Source organism: Cellulosimicrobium sp. SL-1, from assembly GCF_011033075.1.
GTDB classification, from domain to species: Bacteria; Actinomycetota; Actinomycetes; order Actinomycetales; family Cellulomonadaceae; genus Cellulosimicrobium; species Cellulosimicrobium funkei.
On the sequence record NZ_JAACJC010000007.1, the window covers coordinates 193,318 to 213,761 of the forward strand.

At 75.7% G+C, this 20,444-nt stretch carries 18 protein-coding genes; 17 read left to right on the plus strand and 1 reads right to left on the minus strand.

The genetic code is table 11. From position 1 onward, the window contains the following. Positions 1-9 precede the first annotated feature (9 nt). The 16 genes from carA to GWJ10_RS12985 all read left to right on the plus strand — a co-directional run bounded on the left by carA (position 10) and on the right by GWJ10_RS12985 (position 18,809). On the plus strand, positions 10-1,248 hold the full coding sequence (gene carA, locus GWJ10_RS12910) for a glutamine-hydrolyzing carbamoyl-phosphate synthase small subunit (protein ID WP_241005794.1): 1,239 nt from the start codon (positions 10-12) through the stop codon (positions 1,246-1,248). Positions 1,249-1,252: 4 nt separating this feature from the next. Beyond that, positions 1,253-4,624 (plus strand): carbamoyl-phosphate synthase large subunit, encoded by a 3,372-nt coding sequence (gene carB / locus GWJ10_RS12915; RefSeq protein ID WP_076404892.1) that lies wholly within the window; start codon positions 1,253-1,255, stop codon positions 4,622-4,624. Then, positions 4,621-5,490, plus strand: a complete 870-nt coding sequence (gene pyrF, locus GWJ10_RS12920; RefSeq protein WP_163187867.1) for an orotidine-5'-phosphate decarboxylase — start codon at positions 4,621-4,623, stop codon at positions 5,488-5,490. The genes carB and pyrF overlap by 4 nt, the downstream gene beginning before the upstream one ends. Before the next feature lie 113 nt (positions 5,491-5,603). Next, on the plus strand, positions 5,604-6,479 hold the full coding sequence (locus GWJ10_RS12925) for a tyrosine-protein phosphatase (RefSeq protein ID WP_163187869.1): 876 nt from the start codon (positions 5,604-5,606) through the stop codon (positions 6,477-6,479). A 266-nt stretch (positions 6,480-6,745) separates the two neighbouring features. Continuing rightward, positions 6,746-7,057, plus strand: a complete 312-nt coding sequence (mihF, locus tag GWJ10_RS12930; RefSeq protein ID WP_021482878.1) for an integration host factor, actinobacterial type — start codon at positions 6,746-6,748, stop codon at positions 7,055-7,057. Positions 7,058-7,151: 94 nt separating this feature from the next. Beyond that, the gene (gene gmk / locus GWJ10_RS12935) at positions 7,152-7,772 is read left to right on the plus strand and encodes a guanylate kinase (RefSeq protein WP_228485413.1); all 621 of its coding nucleotides are present in this window, start codon (positions 7,152-7,154) and stop codon (positions 7,770-7,772) included. Positions 7,773-7,947: 175 nt separating this feature from the next. Continuing rightward, the gene (rpoZ, locus tag GWJ10_RS12940; protein WP_031316460.1) at positions 7,948-8,226 is read left to right on the plus strand and encodes a DNA-directed RNA polymerase subunit omega; all 279 of its coding nucleotides are present in this window, start codon (positions 7,948-7,950) and stop codon (positions 8,224-8,226) included. 121 nt (positions 8,227-8,347) lie between these two features. After that, a complete protein-coding gene (locus tag GWJ10_RS12945; RefSeq protein ID WP_163187871.1) occupies positions 8,348-9,661 on the plus strand; it encodes a bifunctional phosphopantothenoylcysteine decarboxylase/phosphopantothenate synthase in 1,314 nt (437 codons plus the stop codon). Between the two features lie 63 nt (positions 9,662-9,724). Then, a complete protein-coding gene (gene metK / locus GWJ10_RS12950) occupies positions 9,725-10,921 on the plus strand; it encodes a methionine adenosyltransferase (RefSeq protein WP_034653075.1) in 1,197 nt (398 codons plus the stop codon). Positions 10,922-10,985: 64 nt separating this feature from the next. Further along, positions 10,986-13,331, plus strand: a complete 2,346-nt coding sequence (locus tag GWJ10_RS12955) for a primosomal protein N' (RefSeq protein ID WP_163187873.1) — start codon at positions 10,986-10,988, stop codon at positions 13,329-13,331. Next, complete coding sequence (locus GWJ10_RS12960) at positions 13,328-14,047, plus strand: HAD family phosphatase (protein ID WP_241005795.1); 720 nt, start codon at positions 13,328-13,330, stop codon at positions 14,045-14,047. The genes GWJ10_RS12955 and GWJ10_RS12960 overlap by 4 nt, the downstream gene beginning before the upstream one ends. Before the next feature lie 13 nt (positions 14,048-14,060). Continuing rightward, positions 14,061-14,435: a hypothetical protein gene (locus GWJ10_RS12965; protein WP_163187875.1), complete on the plus strand. Its 375-nt coding sequence runs from the start codon at positions 14,061-14,063 to the stop codon at positions 14,433-14,435. Between the two features lie 100 nt (positions 14,436-14,535). After that, a complete protein-coding gene (fmt, locus tag GWJ10_RS12970) occupies positions 14,536-15,489 on the plus strand; it encodes a methionyl-tRNA formyltransferase (RefSeq protein ID WP_163187877.1) in 954 nt (317 codons plus the stop codon). Further along, positions 15,486-17,168, plus strand: a complete 1,683-nt coding sequence (locus GWJ10_RS12975) for a transcription antitermination factor NusB (RefSeq protein ID WP_163187879.1) — start codon at positions 15,486-15,488, stop codon at positions 17,166-17,168. The genes fmt and GWJ10_RS12975 overlap by 4 nt, the downstream gene beginning before the upstream one ends. 130 nt (positions 17,169-17,298) lie before the next feature. Continuing rightward, positions 17,299-17,526: a helix-turn-helix transcriptional regulator gene (locus GWJ10_RS12980; RefSeq protein ID WP_031316417.1), complete on the plus strand. Its 228-nt coding sequence runs from the start codon at positions 17,299-17,301 to the stop codon at positions 17,524-17,526. After that, positions 17,523-18,809 carry a HipA domain-containing protein gene (locus GWJ10_RS12985; RefSeq protein ID WP_163187881.1) on the plus strand — a complete coding sequence of 429 codons (1,287 nt, stop codon included), beginning with the start codon at positions 17,523-17,525 and terminating at the stop codon, positions 18,807-18,809. Before GWJ10_RS12980 ends, GWJ10_RS12985 begins: the two co-directional genes overlap by 4 nt. Positions 18,810-18,911: 102 nt before the next feature. Here GWJ10_RS12985 and GWJ10_RS12990 read toward each other — a convergent pair whose 3' ends face one another. After that, on the minus strand, positions 18,912-19,532 hold the full coding sequence (locus GWJ10_RS12990) for a GNAT family N-acetyltransferase (protein WP_241005796.1): 621 nt from the start codon (positions 19,530-19,532) through the stop codon (positions 18,912-18,914). 52 nt (positions 19,533-19,584) lie between these two features. Between GWJ10_RS12990 and rpe the strand changes: the two genes are divergently transcribed. Next, positions 19,585-20,253, plus strand: a complete 669-nt coding sequence (gene rpe / locus GWJ10_RS12995) for a ribulose-phosphate 3-epimerase (protein ID WP_009863278.1) — start codon at positions 19,585-19,587, stop codon at positions 20,251-20,253. The last annotated feature ends 191 nt before the right edge of the window (positions 20,254-20,444 follow it).

The following is a 20,444-nucleotide window of genomic DNA, read 5'->3' on the forward strand; positions in this document are numbered from 1 at the left end:
GTCACCTCGGTGACCTGCGCACCCGCCCCCGACCGGGCCCTGATCGTCCTCGAGGACGGCACCGTGCAGCACGGCCGCGCGTACGGCGCGCGCGGCACGACCGTCGGCGAGATCGTCTTCAACACCGGCATGACCGGCTACCAGGAGACCCTCACCGACCCCTCCTACCACCGTCAGATCGTCGTCATGACGGCCCCCCACATCGGGAACACGGGCGTCAACGACGAGGACCCGGAGTCCGGCAAGATCTGGGTCGCCGGGTACGTCGTGCGCGACGCGGCCCGCCGCGCGTCGAGCTGGCGCGCGCAGCGCACCCTCGACGAGGAGCTCGCGGCCCAGGGCGTCGTCGGCATCAGCGACGTCGACACGCGCGCCCTCACGCGCCACCTGCGCGAGCTCGGCGTGATGCGCGCGGGCATCTTCTCCGGCGACGCGCTCGTGCGCGACGGCTACCCGCGCACCGTGGAGGACCTCGTGGCCGAGGTGAAGGCGGCGCCCGCGATGGCCGGCGCCGACCTCGCCCGCGAGGTGAGCACCGACACGGCGTACGTCGTCGAGCCCTTCGAGGGCACGACGCCGGACGGCGAGCCCGTCGCCACCGTCGTCGCCGTGGACCTCGGCATCAAGTCGATGACGCCCCAGCGCCTCGCCCAGCGCGGCGTGCGCGTGCACGTGGTGCCCGCGGCCTCGACGATCGCGGACATCGAGGCGTACGCGCCCGACGGCGTGTTCTTCTCCAACGGCCCGGGCGACCCGAGCGCCGCGACCCACGAGGTCGAGCTGCTGCGCGGCGTCCTCGACCGCGGCACGCCGTTCTTCGGCATCTGCTTCGGCAACCAGATCCTCGGGCGCGCGCTCGGCTACGGCACGTACAAGCTCGCGTACGGCCACCGCGGCATCAACCAGCCCGTCATGGACCGCCGCACCGGCAAGGTCGAGGTCACGGCCCACAACCACGGGTTCGCGGTCGACGCGCCGCTCGACGGCGAGTCCGTCGCCCCGCACGACGGCGGCCGCTACGGGCGCGTCGTCGTGTCCCACGTCGGGCTCAACGACCAGGTGGTCGAGGGGCTCGAGTGCCTCGACCTGCCCGCCTTCTCCGTCCAGTACCACCCCGAGGCCGCGGCCGGCCCCCACGACGCCGCGTACCTCTTCGACCGCTTCGTCGAGCTCATGACGTCGCGTCGCGCCGCCGGCGCGGCGGGCGCGGGCTCCGACGCCGTCGAGCAGACCACCAAGGAGAGCTGATACCGTGCCTCGCAGAACCGACATCTCCAGCGTCCTGGTCATCGGGTCCGGCCCGATCGTCATCGGCCAGGCGTGCGAGTTCGACTACTCCGGCACCCAGGCGTGCCGCGTGCTCAAGGAGGAGGGCCTGCGGGTCGTCCTCGTGAACTCGAACCCGGCGACGATCATGACCGACCCCGAGTTCGCCGACGCGACCTACGTCGAGCCGATCACGACCGAGGTCCTCACGTCGATCATCGCCAAGGAGCGCCCCGACGCGCTGCTGCCGACGCTCGGCGGTCAGACGGCGCTCAACGCGGCGATCGCGCTCGACGAGGCGGGCGTCCTCGCCGAGTACGGTGTCGAGCTCATCGGCGCGAACATCGCGGCGATCCAGAAGGGCGAGGACCGTCAGCAGTTCAAGGATGTCGTCGAGACGTGCGGCGGCGAGTCCGCGCGCTCCGTCATCGTCCACACGGTCGACGAGGCGATCGCGGCCGCGGGCGACCTCGGCTACCCGATGGTCGTGCGCCCGTCGTTCACGATGGGCGGCCTCGGCTCGGGCTTCGCGTACGACGAGGACGAGCTGCGCCGCATCGTCGGCCAGGGCCTGCACTACTCCCCGGTGACGGAGGTGCTCCTCGAGGAGTCGATCCTCGGCTGGAAGGAGTACGAGCTCGAGCTCATGCGCGACAAGAACGACAACGTCGTCGTCGTGTGCTCGATCGAGAACGTCGACCCCGTCGGCGTGCACACGGGCGACTCGATCACGGTCGCGCCCGCGCTCACGCTCACCGACCGCGAGTACCAGAAGCTGCGCGACATCGGCATCGCCGTCATCCGCGAGGTCGGCGTCGACACGGGCGGCTGCAACATCCAGTTCGCCGTCGACCCGGACACGGGCCGCGTCATCGTCATCGAGATGAACCCGCGGGTCTCGCGGTCGTCCGCGCTCGCGTCCAAGGCGACCGGGTTCCCCATCGCGAAGATCGCGGCGAAGCTCGCCGTCGGCTACACGCTCGACGAGATCCCCAACGACATCACGCAGGTCACGCCGGCCTCGTTCGAGCCGACGCTCGACTACGTGGTCGTCAAGGTGCCGCGGTTCGCGTTCGAGAAGTTCCCGGCCGCGGACCCGACGCTCACGACGACCATGAAGTCGGTCGGCGAGGCGATGGCGCTCGGGCGCAACTTCACCGAGGCGCTCGGCAAGGCGCTGCGCTCGATCGACAAGGGCGGCTCGGTCTTCCACTGGGACGGCGAGCCCGTCTCCGGCGCGGAGCTCGACGAGCTGCTCGTGCGCATCGCGCGCCCCACGGAGAACCGGATCATCGGCGTCCAGCAGGCGCTGCGCGCCGGGGCGAGCGTGGAGCAGGTGTTCGAGGCCACGAAGATCGACCCGTGGTACCTCGACCAGATCCAGCTGGTCAACGAGGTCGCGGCGGCCGTCGCCGACGCGCCCGCGCTCACGGAGGACGTGCTGCGCGAGGCGAAGAAGCACGGCCTGTCCGACGCGCAGGTCGCGCGCCTGCGCGGCATGGGCCCGGCGGGCGAGGCGACCGTGCGCGAGGTCCGCTACGCGCTCGGCGTCCGGCCCGTCTACAAGACGGTCGACACGTGCGCGGCCGAGTTCGCCGCCCGCACGCCGTACCACTACTCGTCGTACGACCTGGAGACCGAGGTCGCCCCGCGCGAGCGCGAGGCCGTGATCATCCTCGGCTCGGGCCCGAACCGCATCGGCCAGGGCATCGAGTTCGACTACTCGTGCGTGCACGCGGCCCTCACGCTGCGCGAGCGCTACGAGACGGTCATGGTCAACTGCAACCCGGAGACGGTCTCGACCGACTACGACACGTCCGACCGCCTCTACTTCGAGCCGCTGACGTTCGAGGACGTGCTCGAGGTCTACCAGGCGGAGCTCGCCGCGGGACCGGTCAAGGGCATCATCGTCCAGCTCGGCGGCCAGACCCCGCTCGCGCTCGCGCAGCGGCTCGCCGACGCGGGCCTGCCGATCCTCGGCACGAGCCCCGAGGCGATCGACGCCGCCGAGGACCGCGGCGAGTTCGGACGCGTGCTCGTCGAGGCGGGCCTGCCCGCCCCGGCGTTCGGCACGGCGCGCTCGCTGGACGAGGCGAAGGACGTCGCGGCCGGCATCGGGTACCCGGTGCTCGTGCGCCCGTCCTACGTGCTCGGCGGGCGCGGCATGGAGATCGTGTACTCGGCCGAGCAGCTCACGGGCTACGTCGAGCGCGCCCTCGTGGCGGCCGCGGCGGAGGACCGCACGGCCGGGACGCTGCCCGCGCCGCTGCTCATCGACCGGTTCCTGGACGACGCCATGGAGATCGACGTCGACGCGCTCTACGACGGCACCGAGCTCTTCCTCGGCGGCGTGATGGAGCACATCGAGGAGGCGGGCATCCACTCGGGCGACTCGGCGTGCGTCCTGCCGCCGGTGTCGCTGTCGGAGCAGGAGATCGAGCGCATCCGCCGCTCGACCGAGGCCATCGCGAAGGGCGTCGGCGTGCGCGGCCTGCTCAACGTGCAGTACGCGCTCGTCTCCGACGTGCTCTACGTCCTGGAGGCCAACCCCCGCGCGTCGCGCACGGTGCCGTTCGTCTCGAAGGCGACGGGCACGTCGCTCGCGAAGGCCGCGGCGCGCGTCATGGCGGGCGAGTCGATCGCGGAGCTGCGCGCCGCGGGCGTGCTGCCCGCCGACGGCGACGGCGGCACGCTCCCGCTCGACGCGCCGATCGCGGTCAAGGAGGCGGTCCTGCCGTTCAAGCGCTTCCGCACCGCGGACGGTGTCGTCGTCGACACGGTGCTCGGCCCGGAGATGCGCTCGACGGGCGAGGTCATGGGCTTCGACCGCGACTTCCCCCACGCGTTCGCGAAGTCGCAGGCCGCCGCGTTCGGCGGGCTGCCGACGTCGGGCCGCGTGTTCGTCTCGGTCGCGGACCGCGACAAGCGCTCGATCGTCTTCCCGGTCAAGCGCCTCGCGGAGCTCGGCTTCGAGATCCTCGCGACGGACGGCACGTCGAGCGTGCTGCGCCGCAACGGCATCGCGTCGCGCGTGGTGCGCAAGTTCTCCGCGGGCCGCGGGGCGGACGGCGAGCCGACGATCGTCGACCTCATCACGGCCGGCGAGGTGGACATGGTCATCAACACGCCGTCCGGTCAGGGCGCGCGCGCCGACGGCTACGAGATCCGCGCGGCCACGACGGCGGCCGACAAGCCGATCGCGACGACGGTCGACCAGCTCGCCGCCGCGGTGCAGGGCATCGAGGCCGTCCTCGCCGGGCCGTTCGCGGTCGCGAGCCTCCAGGAGCACATGGCGGGCGTGGGCCTGACCGACGGCGTCGAGCTGCCCGCTCCCGCCGCGGAGCGGGTGGGCGCGTGAGCGCGGGCTTCGGCGCGCGCCTCGCGGCGGCGACGGAGGACCACGGGCCGCTGTGCGTGGGCATCGACCCGCACCCGGGCCTGCTCGCGGACTGGGGCCTGCCCGACGACGCCTCCGGGCTGCGCGAGTTCGGCCTGCGGGTCGTCGAGGCGGTCGGGGGCCGCGTGGCCGCGGTCAAGCCGCAGTCGGCGTTCTTCGAGCGCCACGGGTCGCGCGGCGTCGCGGCGCTCGAGGAGGTCCTCGCGGCGGCCCGTGCCGCCGGGACGCTGACGATCGTGGACGCCAAGCGCGGCGACATCGGCTCGACCATGACCGCGTACGCCGACGCGTACCTGCGCGACGGCTCGCCGCTCGCGGCGGACGCGCTGACCGTGTCCCCGTACCTGGGGTTCGGGTCGCTGCAGCCCGCGGTCGACGCGGCGCTGGAGACGGGGCGCGGCCTGCTCGTGCTGTGCCTGACGTCGAACCCCGAGGGCGCCGAGGTGCAGCACGCGCGCCGGGGCGCCGGGGCGGGCGTGGAGTCCGTCGCGGCGCACGTCGCGCGCGAGGCGGCGCAGGTGAACGCCCCGGTCGTCGCCGCGGGCGACGCGCTCGGGCCGGTCGGGCTCGTGGTGGGCGCGACGATCGCGGACGCCGCGGCGCGCACGGGGACCGACCTCGCGGCGGTGCGCGGGCCGCTCCTGGCGCCCGGCGTGGGCGCGCAGGGCGCGGGCGCGGCCGAGCTCGCCGCCGTCTTCGGCGACGCGCGGCGCCAGGTGCTCGCGTCGTCGTCGCGCGGGGTGCTGCGCGCCGGGCCGGACGCGGAGGCGCTGCGCGCGGCGGCGCGCACCGCCACGGACGAGGCGGCGCAGGCCCTGCGCGGCTGAGCCCCGCACCTCCCGGGACCGGGCCGGCACCCTCGTGGGTGCCGGCCCGGTCGCCGTCATGGGTGCCGGCCCGGTCGCCGTCGTGCCCGGTGGTCCCGTGCGAGACTGCGCCCATGACCTCCCGCGACGAGACGACCGACCCCGCCCCGACCGCTGCCGGTGCGCCTCCGGAGCTGCCCCCGCCGGGCGCTGTGCCGGGCGCCCTGGACGTGCCGGGCACGTGGAACGCGCGCGACGTGGGCGGTCGGGCGGTGCCGTCCGGTCACGACGAGCCGCTGCGGACGGGCGTGCTGCTGCGCACGGCGAGCCTGTCCCGGCTGACCCCCGCGGGCCAGGCCGCGCTGGTCGACCTGGACGTGCGGACTGTCGTCGACCTGCGCGGCGGGGACGAGCTCGAGCGCGACGGCGCGGACGCCGTCCCGGGTGGCGTGCGCGTGCTGCGCCGGGGCATGGACCCGACGCCGGGCCTGGTCGACGGGGGAGCGGGCGCGGGCGCGTCGGCGGACCCGGCGGCGCTCGTCGCGGGACTGCTCGCGGCCGACGACCCGGCCGCGGTCGCGCGGCGCCTCATGCACGGCGTGTACGCGACGTTCGTCACGGACCCGGGCATTCGGGAGACGGTCGGCCGTGTCCTGGCGGACGTCGCCGCGGCCGACGGCGCGAGCGTCGTGCACTGCTCGGCGGGCAAGGACCGCACGGGCTGGGTCGTGGCCCTCGTGCAGTACGTCGCGGGGGTCCCTGAGGAGGAGCGCATGGCCGAGTACCTCGCGAGCGCGGCGGCGGCCGAGGGGCTCGCCGCGCTCGTGCCCCCGCTGCCGGGGCTGTCGCCCGAGGCGCTGGCGCCGGTCCTCACCGTCGAGCCCGCGTACCTGGAGGGCGCGTGGGAGCTCGCGGTGCGCGAGCACGGGAGCATCGACGACTACCTCGGAGCGTGCGGCGTGACGACGGCGGTGCGCGACGCGCTCGTGGCGCGCCTCGTGGCGTCCTGAGCCGCCCCCGACCCGCGTTCCGCCCTCGTTCCGCCGTCGTTCCGGGCCCGCCGCCGGGGTCGTTGCGGAGACCGTCCCGGGTACGGCCGCGGACGACGCGCCACGCCCAGTCGTTGCCCGATCGCCCGAGGCTCGCTACTTTCGAGGGGTCGGCTCCGTGCGTCGGCGCAGGTCGCCCGGGTGATCCACCCGGTCGGGGCTCCACCTGCGGGCACGCCGGGACGACTGAGTGGGCCCATCCGCCTGACGACGAGTAGGTGACTTGCGTGGCACTTCCACCCCTGACCCCAGAACAGCGCGCGGCGGCGCTCGAGAAGGCCGCGGAGGCACGACGCGTGCGCGCCGAGGTGAAGAACCGGCTCAAGTACTCCCAGGGCTCCCTGAAGGAGGTCATCGAGCGCGGCCAGACGGACGACATGATCGGCAAGCTCAAGGTCGTCTCGTTGCTGGAGTCCCTGCCCGGCGTGGGTAAGGTGAAGGCTCGGGCGATCATGGAGGAGATCGGGATCGCCGAGACACGTCGTGTCCGCGGCCTCGGCCCCCACCAGTCCGCGGCCCTCATCGAGAGGTTTGGCTGACATTTCCGCGCACCCGTCCGAGCCGACGCCGTCCGTCCCCGCCGGGGAGACCACGGAGCCGGCGTCGCCGCCCGTCGTCCCCGGCCCCGCCCGCCTGACCGTCCTGGCCGGCCCGACCGCCGTCGGGAAGGGCACGGTGTCGGCCGACATCCGGGCCCGTTACCCGGAGGTGTGGCTGTCCGTGTCGGCGACGACGCGCGACCCGCGGCCGGGCGAGGTGGACGGCGTGCACTACCTGTTCGTCGGCCCGGACGAGTTCGCGCGCATGGTCGCGGACCGTGAGCTGCTGGAGTGGGCCGTCGTGCACGGGCGCAACAGCTACGGCACGCCCCGGCGCGCGGTCGAGGAGAAGCTCGCCGCGGGCGTGCCGGCGCTCCTGGAGATCGACCTCCAGGGTGCGCGCCAGGTCCGCGCGTCGATGCCCGAGGCCCGGTTCGTGTTCCTCGCGCCGCCGAGCTGGGACGAGCTCGTGCGTCGCCTGGTCGGCCGCGGCACGGAGGACGCGGAGGAGCGGGAGCGCCGTCTGACGACGGCCCGGGTCGAGCTCGCGGCGGAGTCGGAGTTCGACCACGTCATCGTCAACGACGAGGTGCACCGCGCGACGGACGAGCTGGTGCGCGTCATGGGGCTCGAGCCCCGTCCCGTCCCGGCGGAGGGCTCGTCCCCGGCGTCGTCCCCCGTGCCGTCCGGGCACGGCGAGGGGCACAGCGAGTAGACTGTTCTGCGGTGCCCGTGCGCGGGCGTTCCCCCGTGGGCCCGAGGCCCGGTCGGCGGCCCGTCCTGCGACGTGGTGCCGCGGCCGCCCGGTCCCGGACGGGGGCGCCGTGCGCGCCGCCGCCATCGACCAGCTGCAGCGCCCGCTGCAGACCCTTGAACCCACGGAGCGAACTGTGTCCGGAACCGTCGCCGCCCCCGAGGGCATCACCGACCCGCCCATCGACGACCTGCTCGAGCACGTCGACTCGAAGTACGCGCTGGTCATCTACTCGGCCAAGCGTGCGCGCCAGATCAACGCGTACTACTCGCAGCTCAGCGAGGGCCTGCTGGAGAACGTCGGGCCGCTGCTCGAGACGCGCAACCAGGAGAAGCCGCTCTCGATCGCGATGCGCGAGATCAACGCGGGCCTGCTGACGATCGAGGCCGAGCCCGACGAGGCCCCCGAGGCCTGAGCCCGCACGCCGCGCACCTCCACCGGAGGGCGCGGCGTTCGTGCGTCCGCGCCCGGGTGCGCGGGCCCCTTCCCCGCCGCGGTCGGCGGCGGGTCTGAGCCGGACCTCCAGGAGGAACGACATGCGGATCGTGCTCGGTGTGAGCGGCGGGGTCGCGGCGTACAAGGCCGTGCTGCTGCTGCGGCTGCTGCGGGAGCAGGGCCATCGGGTGCGGGTGGTGCCGACGGCGTCCGCCCTGCGCTTCGTGGGCGCGCCCACGTGGGAGGCGCTGTCGGGCGAGCCGGCCACGGACCAGGTGTTCGAGGACGTCGAGCACGTGCCGCACGTCGCCCTGGGGCAGGGTGCCGACCTCGTGGTCGTGGCGCCCGCCACGGCGGACCTGCTGGCGCGCGCGGCGGCCGGGCGCGCGGACGACCTGCTGACCTCGACGCTGCTCACCGCGCGCTGCCCGGTGGTCATGGCGCCCGCGATGCACACGGAGATGTGGGAGCACCCGGCGACGGTCGCGAACGTGGCGACGCTGCGGGCGCGGGGCGTGCACGTGATCGAGCCGGCGTCCGGCCGCCTCACGGGGGCGGACACCGGGCCGGGGCGCCTGCCCGAGCCGGACGAGATCGCGCGCGTCGCGCTCGCCGTCGTGGAGGACGCGTCCCGCGCGACCGCCGCCGACGCGGGCGCGGAGCCCGGCCACGGGCCGGGCAGCGGGCCCGCGCAGGATCTCGCGGGCCGGCGCGTCGTGGTGTCGGCGGGCGGGACGCGCGAGCCCATCGACCCGGTGCGGTTCATCGGCAACCGGTCGAGCGGGCGCCAGGGCGTCGAGCTCGCGCGGGCCGCGGCGGCGCGCGGCGCGCACGTCACGCTCGTGGCCGCGAACCTGTCCCCGGACGTGGCCGCGCTCGTGCGCGCGCCCGGGGGCGTGCCCGACGCCGTGGTGGAGGTCGAGACGACGGCGCAGCTGCGCGACGCGGTGCGGTCGGCGGCGGCCGGGGCGGACGTCGTGGTCATGGCGGCGGCGGTCGCGGACTTCCGCCCGGCCCACGCGCCCGACGCGAAGATCAAGAAGGTGCCGGGCCAGGGGCCCGAGCCGATCGCGCTCGTGGAGAACCCGGACGTGCTCGCCGAGCTCGCCCGCGACCGGCTGCGCCCGGGCCAGGTGGTGGTCGGCTTCGCGGCGGAGACCGGTGACGCGCACGGGTCCGTGCTCGACCACGGCCGGGCCAAGGCGCGGCGCAAGGGCGCGGACCTGCTCGTGGTCAACGCCGTGGGCGAGGGGCGCGGGTTCGCGGTCGACGCGAACGACGTGACCGTGGTCGACGGCGCGGGGGACGTCGTCGCGACGGCGAGCGGGTCGAAGGGCGAGGTCGCGGACGCGGTGTGGGACGTCGTCGTGCCGCGCGTGGCGCCGTCGGACGAGCGGGCCGGGGTGGGCGAGTGACCCGCGTCTCGTCTCGCCTGCCGGATACGCTCGCTCACCTTTCGGGACAGTAGGCTGTGCGCCATGGCTGAGCTGCGTCTGTTCACGTCCGAGTCCGTCACCGAGGGGCACCCGGACAAGGTCTGCGACCAGATCTCCGACGCGATCCTCGACGCGCTCCTCGCGCAGGACCCGACGTCCCGCGTGGCCGTGGAGACGATGGTCACCACGGGCCTGGTGCACGTCGCCGGCGAGGTGACGACCGACGCGTACGTCGAGATCCCGCAGATCGTGCGCGACGTCGTGCGCCGGATCGGGTACACGTCGTCGGTGATCGGCTTCGACGCGGACTCGTGCGGCATCTCGGTGTCGATCGGCCAGCAGTCGCCGGACATCGCGCAGGGCGTCGACAAGAGCCTCGAGGAGCGCGACGACCAGGGCGACCACGACCCCCTCGACGCGCAGGGCGCGGGCGACCAGGGCCTGATGTTCGGGTACGCGAGCGACGACACGCCGAGCCTCATGCCCCTGCCGGTGTGGCTCGCGCACCGTCTCGCGGAGCGCCTGGCGGCGGTGCGCCGGGACGGCACGGTGCCGGGCCTGCGCCCGGACGGCAAGACGCAGGTCACCGTCGGGTACGACGGCGACCGCGCGGTCAGCCTCGACACGGTGGTGCTCTCGACGCAGCACGACCCGGACGTCCGTCAGGACGAGCTGCACCGGCAGGTCGCTGCGCAGGTCGTGGCCCCCGTGCTCGACGCTGCGGGCCTCGACCTCGACGTGCGCGCGACGCGCCTGTTCGTCAACCCCACGGGCACGTTCGTCGTGGGCGGTCCGCAGGGCGACGCGGGCCTGACGGGTCGCAAGATCATCGTCGACACGTACGGCGGCATGGCCCGCCACGGCGGGGGTGCGTTCTCCGGCAAGGACCCGTCGAAGGTGGACCGCTCGGCCGCGTACGCGACGCGCTGGGTCGCGAAGAACGTCGTCGCGGCGGGTCTGGCGCGGCGCTGCGAGGTGCAGGTCGCGTACGCGATCGGCAAGGCGCACCCCGTCGGCCTGTACGTGGAGACGTTCGGCACGGAGAAGGTCCCGGTCGAGCGCATCACGGCCGCGATCCGCGAGGTGTTCGACCTGCGCCCGGCGGCGATCATCCGCGACCTGGACCTGCTGCGTCCCATCTACGCCCCGACGGCGGCCTACGGGCACTTCGGGCGCGAGCTCGAGCAGTTCACGTGGGAGCGCACGGACCGCGTCGCGGACCTGCAGTCCCAGGTGTGAGGAGCGTCGTCGCGGCGTCGACGGGTGCGCCGGTCGTGACGGCGGCGCGTGGTTCGATGGCGTCGTGAGCGAGCCGGAGGACACGTCGCGGGCGGTGCAGGACACCCTGCTCACCGTCGCGCCCGCTGCGCCCCGCCGGGGGCCCGCGCCGCCGGCGTCGCACCAGATCGCCGCGCACCTGCCGGTGGCGCGCCTCGCGCTCGACCTCGCGCCCCCGCACCTGGACCGCCCCTTCGACTACCTCGTGCCCGCCACGATGTCCGACGACGCGCGCCCGGGGGTGCGGGTCAAGGTGCGGTTCGCGGGCCGGGACGTCGACGGGTACGTCCTGGAGCGCGTCGATCGCTCGGACCACGACGGGCGCTTGCTGCCGCTGCGGCGCGTCGTGTCGGCCGAGCCCGTGCTGGCACCGGCTGTCGCCCGGCTCGCGCGCGCGGTCGCCGACCACTACGCGGGCACGCTCTCGGACGTGCTGCGCCTCGCCGTGCCCCCGCGGCACGCGCGCGCCGAGCAGACCTTCGCGGCACGGACGGCCGCTGACGCGGTCCCCGCGCCGGGATCGACCCCGGCCGGGGCCGCCCCGGGCGACGCCGTCGCCGCCGAGGCGGTTCCTACGGCCCCTTCCGTCGCCGAGTCCGTTCCTGCGCCTACCGAGTCCGTTCCCGGGTCCGTGCCCGCGGCTGCGACGCACCAGGAGTCCGTGTGGGCCCCGTACCGGGCCGGCGCCGCGTTCCTCGCGCACGTCGCGGGCGGCGGGGCGCCCCGGGCCGTGTGGACCGCGCTCCCCGGGCTCGCGCCCGCGGCGCCCGAGGCGGCGTCCGAGGGTCGGCGCGGCGCGGGCCGCTCGCGCAAGGAGCCCGACGCGCTGCCCGTCACGCACTGGGCGGCCGCGGTCGCCGAGGCGGTGCGCGCGGCCCGCTCGGGCGGGCGGGGCGCGCTCGTCGTCGTGCCCGACGCGCGCGACGTCGACCAGGTCTGCGCGGCGCTCGCGGCCGCCGGGCTGCCTGCGTGGGACGCGGCGACCGGGGGCGAGGTGGTGCGGCTGACGGCCGACGAGGGGCCCGCGCCGCGCTACCGCGCGTTCCTCGCCGTCCTGCACGGTGACGCGCGCGTCGTCGTGGGGACCCGCGCAGCGGCGTTCGCGCCCGTGGTCGACCTCGGGCTGGTGGTGTGCTGGAACGACGGCGAGGACACGCTCGCGGAGCCGCGCGCCCCGTACCCGCACGCGCGCGAGGTGCTCGCGCTGCGCAGCGACCAGGAGGGCGCGGCGTTCCTGCTGGGGTCGCACGGGCGCACGGTCGCGGCGCACGCGCTCGTCGTTCGGGGCTGGGCGCACGAGCTCGCGGCGCCGCGCGACGTCGTGCGGGCCCGGGCGCCGCGCGTGCGGGCGCTGACCTCGGTCGAGCTGGCGGCGGAGGGACCGGGCGCCGCGGCGCGCATCCCGACGGCCGCGTGGCGCACTGCGCGTGCGGCGCTGGAGCAGGGGCCGGTGCTGGTGCAGGTGCCGCGGTCGGGGTACGTGCCCGTGGTGGCGTGCGGCCGGTGCCGCACGCCCGCGCGCTGCACGGTGTGCCACGGCCCGCTCGCGCTGTCCGGCCCCCAGGCGACGCCCCAGTGCGCGTGGTGCGGGGCGCTCGCGGGCGGGTGGTCGTGCGCGGAGTGCCACTGGACGGGGCTGCGGTCGGTGCGCGTGGGGTCCCAGCGCACCGCGGAGGAGCTGGGCCGTGCGTTCGCGGGGGTCCCGGTGCAGGTGTCGGGTGCCGCGGCGGCGGGCGGGGTGCTGGGGGCGGTGTCCGCGCGTCCCGCGCTCGTGGTCGCGACGCCGGGCGCCGAGCCGGTCGCCGAGGGCGGGTACGCGGCGGCGCTGCTGCTGGACGCGGCGGTGAGCACGGCGCACGTCGGGCTGGACGTGGCGCAGGACGCGCTGGCGCGCTGGCTCGCCGCGGCGGCGCTCGTGCGGCCCGCGACGGCGGGCGGGCAGGTGCTGCTCGTGGGCGACGCCGCGCCCGCGCCGACGAACGCGCTCGTGCGCTGGGACCCGGCGCTCCTCGCGGACCGCGAGCTGGACGAGCGGGTCGAGCTGTCGCTGCCGCCGGCGGTCCGGGTGGCGGCGGTGACGGGCGACCGTCCCGCGGTGGCGGCGGTGCTGGGCCGGGTGGCGCTCGCGGGCCCGGAGACGGTGCTGGGCCCGGTGGAGGTGGCGGCGTCGCCCCGCGGGCGGGGTGCCGACGGGGTGGACGGCGCGGCGCCTGGGCTGGTGGACGCCCCACCCGTGCGGGCGGTGGTGCGCGTCCCGGTGCGCGACGGCCGTCGGCTGGCGCGCGAGCTCGGCGCGTCCGTCGCGGTCCGGTCCGCGCGGCGCGAGCCGGGTAGCGTGCGGGTGGAGCTCGACCCGAAGGAGATCCTGTGACGCACCACCCCGTGCCCGACGCCCCGACCGTCGCCCCCGTCACCGGGGCGTCCGCCGACGAGACCCCCGACCCGGGCCCGGCACCCGCCGCCCGCGAGATCGACGCCGTGCTGTACGACTTCGGCAACGTCCTGGTGGGCTGGGACCCGTACGGCGCGTACGACGGCGTCGACCGGCGGGACGTGGACGCGTTCTTCGCCGACGTGGACTTCCGCGTGCTCAACCACGAGCGGGACGCGGGTGCGACGTGGCAGGACGCGCGCGACCGCGTGGCGGCGAGCCACCCGCACCACGTCGCGATGCTGGACCGGTACGTCGAGCGGTTCCCCGCGACGCTCACCGGCCCGGTCGAGGGCTCCGAGGAGCTCGTGCGCGAGCTGCGGGACCTGGGCCTGCGGCTGTACGGGCTGACGAACTGGTCCGCGGAGCTCTTCGGGCACGCCGCTCCGGCCGCTCCGGCCACGGCCCTCATGGAGGACGTGCTGGTCTCCGGGCGCGAGGGCCTGGCCAAGCCCGACCCGGCGATCTTCGCGCTCGCGGTCGAGCGGTTCGGTCTCGACCCGGCCCGGACGCTGTTCACCGACGACAGCGCGGCCAACGTCGACGCCGCGGCGCGCCTCGGGCTGCGCACCCACCTGTTCGTGGGCACGGCGGGCCTGCGCGCGGCGCTGCGCGACCTGGGCGTGCCGGTCGGCCCCGAGGGCGCCGGGTCGTGATGGGCGCCGCGTCGTGACGGGTGCCGGGGTGCCGCGCGCGCTCACGGCCCGTGAGCGCGACGTGCTCGTCTGGATGCTCGGCCACGGGTGCCGCGGCGAGGCGGTCGCGCCGGACCGGGACGCGGCCGACCGTGGGCGCTGGCTCGCCCAGGTCGACGCGGTGCGCGTGCACGGCACGTGCGCGTGCGGGGCCTGCCCGACGATCGACCTGGGGGACGACGACGGTCCCGTCCCCGCGCAGGGCCCGCGCGTCGTGCTGGAGGCGGGCACGGACCGCTTCCTCCTGCTGCTGTTCGTCGACGACGACCGGCTGAGCTGCCTCGAGCTCGCTCCCGTGGGCGACGAGGCGTTCCCCGCGTTCCCTCCGGTCGCCACGCTGGCGACCTGACCCCCGGGCCCGACCGCGCGCCTGTGCGCGCCGGCGCATGACCCGTGCACGGGGCCGCTCCCGGGTCTGCCGCCCTGCCCGGCCACCTAGAATCGGGCCCATGCGCCTGCTGTTCGCGGGGACCCCGGATACCGCGGTCCCGTCCCTCGACGCCCTCCTCGACTCCCGCCACGAGGTGGTCGCCGTGCTCACGCGCGCCGACGCGCCGTCGGGCCGCGGACGGCGCCTGACCCCCAGCCCCGTCCGCGTGCGTGCCGAGGAGGCCGGGATCCCGGTCCTCACGGACCGGCCCCGCGGCGAGGAGTTCCTCGCGCGCTTCGCCGCGCTCGACGTCGACGCGGCACCCGTCGTCGCGTACGGGGAGATCCTGCGCCCCGACGTGCTCGCCGTGCCCCGGCACGGGTGGGTCAACCTGCACTTCTCCGTCCTGCCCGCCTGGCGCGGCGCGGCGCCCGTGCAGCGCGCGATCATCGCGGGCGACGAGGTGACCGGGGCGACGACGTTCCTCATCGAGGAAGGGCTGGACTCGGGGCCCACGCTCGGCACCACGACGGAGACGATCCGGCCCCGGGACACCGCGGGCGACCTCCTGGGCCGCCTCGCCGTCTCCGGTGCCGGCCTCCTCGTCGCCACCCTCGACGCCCTCGAGGACGGCACCCTGCGCCCGCAGCCCCAGCCCGCCGACGGCGTCTCGCACGCCGCCAAGCTCACGACGGCCGACGCGGAGGTCCGCTGGGACCACCCGGCGCTCGCGGTCGACCGCCTGGTGCGCGGCTGCACCCCGGCCCCCGGGGCGTGGACGACCCTGCCCGGCGCCGACGGTACGCCCGCGCGCCTGGGGCTCGGCCCGGTCACCCCGCGGCCCGACGTCGTCGACCTCGCCCCCGGGCGCGTGCGCGCCGGGAAGAAGGAGGTGCTCGTCGGGACCGCGACCCACGCCGTCCAGCTGGGGGAGGTGGCGCCCGTGGGCAAGAAGCACATGGCCGCCGCGGACTGGGCGCGCGGTGCCCGGCTCGACGACGCCACGGTCCTCGGTGCGGAGACCGCCCGATGAGCGCCGAGCGCCGCGACCGCGACGGTTCGAACGCACGTTCGAACAGGAACGGGCGACCGCAGCGCCGGGAGGGCGCCGCGTCGAACAGGCGTTCGAGCGATGGCACCCCGGGTGGAGGCGACAACTCGAACGCACGTTCGAATTCTGGTGCGGCGCGGGCCGGCGGGGGGGACGAGCGCCGCGACGCCCGAGGGCGCCAGCGCGGCGCCGCCCGCTCCCGCGGAGAGGTGCACCGCGGCTCCGCGGCACCCTCCCAGCGTCGCAAGGGCACCGACCCCGCACGGGCCGTCGCGTACGACGTCCTGCGCCAGGTCGACGGCTCCGACGCCTACGCCAACCTGGTCCTGCCGCCCCTGCTGCGTGAGCGCGGCATCCGCGGGCGCGACGCGGGCTTCGCGACCGAGCTCGCCTACGGCACGCTGCGCCTGCGCGGCCGCTACGACGCGATCCTCGCGCACTGCCTCGACCGCCCCCTCGACCGCCTCGACCCGCCCGTGCTCGACGTCCTGCGCCTCGGCACCCACCAGCTCCTCGCCATGCGCGTCCCGCAGCACGCCGCCGTCTCCGAGACCGTCGGCCTCGCCCGCGAACGCACCGGCGCCGGCAGCGCCCAGCTCGTCAACGCCGTCCTGCGCCGCGTCGCCCGCACCCCCCTCGACGACTGGCTCACGACCCTCGCCGACGACGCCCCCGACCCCCTCGCGGCGCTCGCGGCCACCCAGAGCCACCCCGTGTGGATCGCCCGCGCCCTGCGCGACGCCCTCGCCGGCAACGGACGCCCCGTGGACGAGCTCGACGCCCTCCTCGCCGCCGACAACGACGCCCCCCGCGTCACGCTCGTCGCGCGCCCCGGCCTCGCCGACCCCCACGAGCTCGCCGACGGCGACGGCCGCGTCACCCCCGCCCGCTGGGCACCCACCGCGCTCACCCTCGACGGCGGCGACCCCGCCGCGTTCGGCGCCGTGCGCGACGGCCGCGCCGGCGTCCAGGACGAGGGCAGCCAGCTCGTCGCCCTCGCGCTCGCCGCCGCACCGCTCACCGGACCGCAGCCCGGCTCCACCGGCGACGACGCGCGCTGGCTCGACCTGTGCGCCGGCCCGGGCGGCAAGGCCGCGCTCCTCGCGGCGCTCGCGGCCGAGCGCGGGGCGCGCCTCGTCGCCAACGAGGTCCAGCCGCACCGCGCACGCCTCGTGGAGAAGGCGCTCGCCGCCGTCCCTGCGGACGCCGTGGAGGCCGTGCGCACGGGTGACGGGCGCGCCGTCGGGCAGGACGAGCCGGGCGCGTACGACCGCGTGCTCCTCGACGCCCCCTGCACGGGCCTCGGGGCCCTGCGCCGCCGGCCCGAGTCGCGGTGGCGCCGCACCCCGGCGGACCTCGCGCCCCTCACCGGGCTCCAGCGCGAGCTCCTCGACTCCGCGCTCGACGCCGTCCGGCCCGGGGGAGTGGTCGGGTACGTCACGTGCTCGCCCCACCTCGCCGAGACCCAGGTCGTCGTCGCCGACGTGCTGCGCCGCCGCGACGATGTCGAGGTCCTCGACGCCCCGGACGTCGTGCGCGACGTCGTGCGTCCGGAGGTGCGCGACACCGTCGAGCTCGGGGACCGTCAGGACGTCCAGCTCTGGCCGCACGTCCACGGCACCGACGCCATGCACCTCACGCTCCTGCGCCGCACGGTGTGAGCGCCGCGCCCCGCGTCGCGATGTCGTGATATCTCGACAACGCGGGGATGTCGGAGTAACCTGACAACACCTCGTGTCAGGGAATCCCGACACGGCAGCACGTCAGCGCCCCCACGGCAGGAGAGCGAGCATGGCCGACACCTGGACCACCCCCCGCAGCCCCCGCGACCTCGGCGCCTACCTCAGCCGCGTCCGCCGAACCCGCGGACTCACCCAGGCCCAGGTTGCCGACGAGCTCGGCATCACCCGCCAGTACCTCTCCGAGCTCGAGAACGGCGTCGAGAACCTCTGGGTCCAACGACTCTTCGAGCTCCTCGACACCCTCGACGTCGACCTGCGACTCCAGGAACGCCGATGACCACCCTCACCGCCTGGCTCTACGGCACCCCCGTCGCGACCCTCGCACCCACCGGCCTGCGCACCACCGACGGCACACCCCGCGTCACCCTCACCTGGCCCACCGACGCGCTCGACCGCTGGGGGCACGACGCCCGTGTCCTGTCCCACCTGCTGCCCATCACCCCACCCGACGACCCCCCGCCCCACCCCGCGCGCGTCGCCGCCTGGCTCGACGGACTCCTCCCCGAGGGCCGCACCCGCGACGCCATGGCCATCGACGCCGGCATCGACCCCGACGACGCCCTCGCCTTCCTCGTCCACTACGGCCACGACACCGCCGGCGCCGTCCTCCTCGCACCCGAAGGACAACCCCTCCCCACCCCCGGCACCCCCGAACGCCTCGACGACGCCGCCGTCGCACGACTCCTGCGCGCCGCCGTCGCACGCAGCGGGGGAGAAGGCCGCACCGACCACCTCACCAGCTCCCTGCCCGGCATGGAACCCAAGATCACCCTCCTCCACGACGAGCACGGCTGGGCCCGACCCCACGGCTCCGCACCGACCACCCACATCCTCAAGGTCGCCCGCCCCGCCGACTCACCCACCGCCGACCTCGTCAACACCGAGGCCGCCGCCCTCGACCTCGCCCGCCGCGTCGGCCTCACCACCGTCCACGCCCACGTCACCGAGCTCGACGGCGAACGCGCCATCGTCGTCACCCGCTACGACCGCGTCCCCGACCCCACCGACCCCACCGGCACCGCACGCCTCCACCAGGAGGACGCCGCCCAGGCCCTCGGCATCAACACCCGCGACCCCGAACGCAAGTTCCAGCACGGCCGCCGCTTCCCCTCCCTCGCCGCCATCGCCCGCACCCTGCGCGACGACGGCACCCGCCCCGACCCCCTCCTCGCCCTCACCACCCTCAACCTCGCCCTCGGCAACACCGACGCCCACGCCAAGAACATCTCCGTCCTGCGCCACGCCGACGGCACCGTCCGCCTCGCCCCCGCCTACGACATCGCCATGCACCTCCACCACGACCACGCCTCCCGCGTCTTCGCCATGGACGTCGCCGGCGAACGCGACATGGACCGACTCACCGCCGACCACCTCGTCACCGAGGGCACCACCTGGGGGCTGCCCCGCCGACGCGCCCAGCGCGCCGTCGCCCAGACCCTCGACGGACTCCTCGCGGCGCTCGCGGACATCGACCGCGACGCCCACCCCGGCGTGAGCCGTCACGCCTGGCGCACGGTCGAGCGCCGTACCACCGACCTCCGCCGAACCCTGGCCGTCTAACGGTCTCCTTCTCACGCCGAGCAGGTGGTCGCGGCGGGTCCGCGCGCCCTCACCCACCAGGACCGCCTGCTCGCCCCGCCGGGTCGGGGCGCCCCAGGGTGCTCAGAGGGTGCGCTGGAGCAGGATCGTGTCGACCCAGCGGCCGTGCTTGAACCCGACGGCGGTGAGGCGCCCGGCCTCGACGAAGCCGAAGCGGCGGTGCAGCGGGAGCGACCCGGCGGCCTCGGGGACGTCGGCCACGACGGAGACGACCTGGCGGACCCCCGCGGCGGCGACCGCCTCCAGGAGCGCGGCGAGCAGCGCGGTGCCCACCCCGCGCCCGGCGTGCGCCGGGTCGAGGTAGATCGTGTCCTCGGCGGTGTGCCGGTAGGCGGGCTTGGGGCGCCAGGCCGACGCGTACGCGTAGCCCGCGACGACGGCGCCGGTCGGGGAGCTCGGCCCGCCCGGGGCGTCGACCTCGGCGACGAGGAACGGCAGGCCGCGCGCGGTGACGTCGTCGAGCTTGCGGTGCCACGCCGGGACGTCCCAGACCTCCTCCTCGAACGTCACGCACGTGTCGCGCACGAACGGGGCGGCGATCTCCGCGACCCGCGGCAGGTCGTGCACCGTGGCCGGGCGCACCGTCACGACGGGTGCGGAGGCGTGCGGGTCCCCGGGGCGGTGCGGCGTGCCGCGGACGGAGGCAGGGGCCGGGCCGGGGGAGGGGGAGGAGAGGTCGCTCACGCGACGAGGGTACGAGCACCGGGCTCCGGCACGCGCCCCTAGGCTGGGGCCCATGGCAGCCCTCATCGCACCGAGCATCCTGTCCGCCGACTTCGCGAATCTCGAGCGCGACCTGAACGCGATCGCCACGGCGGACTACGCGCACGTCGACGTCATGGACAACCACTTCGTGCCGAACCTGACGCTCGGGCTGCCGGTGTTCGAGCGCCTGGCGCAGGTGTCGCCCGTCCCGATCGACGCCCACCTCATGATCGAGGACCCTGACCGCTGGGCGCCGGCCTACGCGGAGGCGGGCGCGGCGTCGGTCACGTTCCACGCCGAGGCCGCTGCTGCCCCTGTGCGGCTCGCTCGCGAGCTCCGCCGCCTGGGAGCCCGCGCAGGCGTCGCGCTGCGCCCTGCGACGCCGGTGGAGCCCTTCCTGGACCTGCTGACCGAGGTGGACATGATCCTCGTCATGACGGTCGAGCCGGGCTTCGGCGGACAGTCCTTCATCGAGGGGACGCTGCCGAAGATCCGGCGGGCGCGCGAGGCCGTGAGCGAGTCGGGCCTCGACGTGTGGATCCAGGTCGACGGGGGAGTGTCCCGTTCGACGATCGAGCGAGCCGCGGACGCGGGGGCGAACGTCTTCGTCGCCGGATCGGCGGTCTACGGGGCGGAGAACGTGCCCGAGGAGATCCAGGCGCTGCGCGAGCTGGCGGAGGCATCGGCGCACGCCCACTGACGTCAGGACGAGAAGGGGCCCACTACGGGCCCCTTCTTCGTTCCCCACAAAATAGTGTGCCAAGCGCAAATTTCACTCCTGCCAGACCGCGGAAAACTCACCACCAAGCACAGAGGAGCGGGGCGGCGGTCGTCGGACGGCGAAGGGCGGCCGCTCAGGGTGAGGCGGTTCTCGCGAGCGCGGACCTCGAC

Bases quoted from the DNA above. Each gene is read 5' to 3' on its own strand.
- GWJ10_RS12925 (WP_163187869.1), top strand. From the start codon at position 5,604: ATGACCTCCCGCGACGAGACGACCGACCCCGCCCCGACCGCTGCCGGT.
- GWJ10_RS12945 (WP_163187871.1), top strand. From the start codon at position 8,348: ATGCGGATCGTGCTCGGTGTGAGCGGCGGGGTCGCGGCGTACAAGGCC.
- metK (WP_034653075.1), top strand. From the start codon at position 9,725: ATGGCTGAGCTGCGTCTGTTCACGTCCGAGTCCGTCACCGAGGGGCAC.
- fmt (WP_163187877.1), top strand. From the start codon at position 14,536: ATGCGCCTGCTGTTCGCGGGGACCCCGGATACCGCGGTCCCGTCCCTC.
- GWJ10_RS12975 (WP_163187879.1), top strand. From the start codon at position 15,486: ATGAGCGCCGAGCGCCGCGACCGCGACGGTTCGAACGCACGTTCGAAC.
- GWJ10_RS12980 (WP_031316417.1), top strand. From the start codon at position 17,299: ATGGCCGACACCTGGACCACCCCCCGCAGCCCCCGCGACCTCGGCGCC.
- GWJ10_RS12985 (WP_163187881.1), top strand. From the start codon at position 17,523: ATGACCACCCTCACCGCCTGGCTCTACGGCACCCCCGTCGCGACCCTC.
- rpe (WP_009863278.1), top strand. From the start codon at position 19,585: ATGGCAGCCCTCATCGCACCGAGCATCCTGTCCGCCGACTTCGCGAAT.